The organism is Bowmanella yangjiangensis (assembly GCF_017255015.1).
Taxonomy (GTDB): domain Bacteria; phylum Pseudomonadota; class Gammaproteobacteria; order Enterobacterales; family Alteromonadaceae; genus Bowmanella; species Bowmanella yangjiangensis.
Genome location: NZ_JAFKCS010000105.1, coordinates 1 through 2650, shown reverse-complemented (window position 1 = coordinate 2650; position 2650 = coordinate 1). Strand labels below are relative to the sequence as shown.

Genomic DNA, 2650 nt, shown 5'->3' with positions numbered 1-2650 from the left:
AAACGCTGTCGGGTCGCATCCGGCACCCCATGCAGCGGGTCCAGCAACCGGGCCAGTGTCGTCAGCACCCTAGCACCCCTGTCCATTTGCCATCATCGACAGCATAGATCGCTATTGCCGGATCGGCGTCGTCACGCGCAGTCCAGACTCCAGTGTCGGCCGCGAGATTCGTCGCTAGCCATGCAGATAGAGCTGCAGCACCAACGCCCAGAGCCCGAGCGCGGCCAGGAAGTTGAGGCTGAACACCAGGCCGCGCAGGCGCACGTTGCCGGTGCCGATCTGTACCAGGCTGTGTGCCAGGCGCCCGCCGATGAACCCCCACGCCAGCCAGGTCGCGAGCGGCGACTGCACGCCGGCCTGGATCAGCAGCAGGCAGGCGACGTAGAACAGCAGCGGCCATTCGAACTGGTTGGACAGGTTGGCGCTGATGCGCGGCTCGACCTCGGCCCAGGGGTTCGAGCCATCGGCACGCCGCCCGATGCCCCAGATACTGGGCGCACGCGCCAGGGTCAGGAGCACATAGAGAAAGCCGGCCAGACCGACATGGGCCAGCATCGGCGCGATCAAGGCATGGCTCATGACGGCAGCTCATGCAGGCGCTGCCCTGCGACGGACCACGCGGTCGATGACAGTCGGCGGCTCATCGCGCGGCGCCCTCGGCCTGCAGATTTTCCAACGGCACCCAGCCCGACGCGTCGCCACTGCTGCGCTGGCACCAGGCCCAGCCATTCAGTTGTCGCCCGGCCAGCACCCGCTCGCCCACCACGACGTCCAGCTCGCGGGCGCTATAGTCCTCGCGCGCCCGGCCCCGGTCGCCGGCGATCACCTCGATGATCTGCTGCGGGACCCAGCCACCGGCCTGGCCCGGCGTGTGGCAGAAACGCCAGTCCTGCCAGTCCTCCGGTCCCTCGTAGACTTCCCCCAGCGTCAGCGGGGCGCCGGCCTCGAACTGGATCGGCTCGGGGTACTCGCTGGTGTGCGCCGTGACGACGCGGTATTCCGTCAGTTGCATGCTCGACCTCTGTATTCCTTGTGGTTTGGCGAACGCTACATGCCCGCCGCTCTCCGCTCTGTCGAAGCGCCTAGGCGGCCTGCCAGACCTGGGCCAGGCCGACGCCGTGCAGCACCGCCAGCCCCAGGCACAGCAATGAACTCAGGTGCCAGAAGCGCTCGCTGTTGCCGATGATCACCCGCTTGAGCCAGGGAAAGGCCAGGGCCCGGCCGAGGTAGACCAGGGTGATCAGCAGCACCGCCCATTTCGCCAGCGCCAGCTGCGGGCCGAGGCCGGCGGCAGACAGCGTCAGCAGCGCCCACAGCAACAGCACGCAGCCAATGGCGCAGGCCACCACTGGCGGGTACCAGTGACGCCGTGCGGCCATCGCCACCAGCTGTTCACCGGCGCCAAGCACCTGGAAACCCCGCGCCCCCCAGAAAATGCAGGCAAAGTGCAGCACGCCGGCCAGCGCCGTCAGCAGCGCCCCCAGCAGCAAGAACCCATTGGCCTGTAGCAACATCACGACTCTCCTTGCCAGGCGCCGGCATCACGGCCGGCGCATCACGTCCGCGCGCTCAGAAACGCGCCCTGATCTTCCTCACGAAGGCGTCGACGCGCGCACGGTCGGCCTTTTCGCTGCGGTAGAACGACAACATCCGGAAGCTGCAGCCCCGGGTACAGGCCCCCAGCAGGGCGAGCTTGAGCACCCGTCTGACGGGCCGGCGCAAGACGAACAGGTCGACCCACCAGGGCGAACCCAGCGTGGTGACCACCCGCACCTCCTGCAACTGCAACAGGCCCGGAGTGATCGCACCGAGATCGGCGGCATGCTGGTAGGCATGGCCCGGCGCCCAGACGCGGTCGAACCAGCCCTTGAGAATGGCCGGGAAGCCGAACCACCAGGTGGGGAAGACCAGCACCAGCGACTGCGCCGCCTGCAACTGACGTAGCTGGGCCTGCAGCTGCCCGGCGTCGAACGCGCCGGCGTAGTAGCTCTGCCGCTCGGCCTCGCTGAGCCGTGGGTCGAAGGCACTGGCGTAGAGGTCCAGCAACTCGATGTCGTAGCCCTTGCCCGCCAGGTGCGCAACGGTTTCATCGCACAGGTGGCGACAGAGGCTGTCCTGCAGCGGATGGGCGAATACCACCAGACACTTCACACACTGATCCTTCAGTTGCGGCGGCTACGGCAGGACAGCGGCCAGCGAGCCTGCGCCCGCATTCGGCACCACCCTCGCAGCACGGGTAGATCGAAAGAGCGTGCACTATAGCGACTTTGCCCCGTGCGGCCAGCGCTGTCGGGCAAAATGCCGCGCCACGCGCCTAGCGCTCCTGGCGTTCCTGCACGGCCTCCAGCACCTGGCGATACCGCTCGAGCAGGCGCTGGCTGTCCGCCTCGTCCAGTACCTCCTGTTGCAGGCGCCTGGCGAAGACATCCTCGACGGACAATTCGTCCAGCGTCTCCCGTGCGGCGCTGGCCAGGCTGGCACTGGCGTTGCCACGCTCGCGACGGATGCGCAGCACTTCCACGGCATGCCCCTCGCAGAGGGCGCTGATGCGGCCTTGCAGGTCGCTGAGGTAGTCGTCGGTACTGACCTGCACCTCCAGCCACACCGGCCGCTCGCCCGTGCCCTGGGCAGCGACCTCGGCGATGGCGCC

General features: G+C 68.0%; 5 protein-coding genes. All 5 read right to left on the bottom strand.

Annotated elements, in window-relative coordinates; all coding sequences use genetic code 11:
• Nucleotides 1-174 precede the first annotated feature (174 nt).
• Nucleotides 175-579: an MAPEG family protein gene (locus J0A65_RS22245; RefSeq protein ID WP_206596507.1), complete on the bottom strand. Its 405-nt coding sequence runs from the start codon at nt 577-579 to the stop codon at nt 175-177.
• 61 nt (nt 580-640) lie between these two features.
• Nucleotides 641-1012, bottom strand: coding sequence for an SH3 domain-containing protein (locus J0A65_RS22240; RefSeq protein WP_152489463.1), 372 nt, complete (start codon nt 1010-1012; stop codon nt 641-643).
• A gap of 70 nt (nt 1013-1082) precedes the next feature.
• Nucleotides 1083-1514 (bottom strand): hypothetical protein, encoded by a 432-nt coding sequence (locus tag J0A65_RS22235; protein ID WP_037049674.1) that lies wholly within the window; start codon nt 1512-1514, stop codon nt 1083-1085.
• A gap of 55 nt (nt 1515-1569) precedes the next feature.
• The gene (locus J0A65_RS22230) at nt 1570-2151 is read right to left on the bottom strand and encodes an NAD(P)H-dependent oxidoreductase (protein ID WP_047590335.1); all 582 of its coding nucleotides are present in this window, start codon (nt 2149-2151) and stop codon (nt 1570-1572) included.
• Nucleotides 2152-2314: 163 nt separating this feature from the next.
• The coding region (locus J0A65_RS22225) for an exonuclease SbcCD subunit D C-terminal domain-containing protein (RefSeq protein WP_206596506.1) at nt 2315-2650 on the bottom strand (336 nt) is incomplete at its 5' end.

Excerpts from the sequence above, each read along its gene's own strand:
- J0A65_RS22245 (WP_206596507.1), bottom strand. The coding sequence starts at position 579 with ATGAGCCATGCCTTGATCGCGCCGATGCTGGCCCATGTCGGTCTGGCC.
- J0A65_RS22240 (WP_152489463.1), bottom strand. The coding sequence starts at position 1,012 with ATGCAACTGACGGAATACCGCGTCGTCACGGCGCACACCAGCGAGTAC.
- J0A65_RS22235 (WP_037049674.1), bottom strand. The coding sequence starts at position 1,514 with ATGTTGCTACAGGCCAATGGGTTCTTGCTGCTGGGGGCGCTGCTGACG.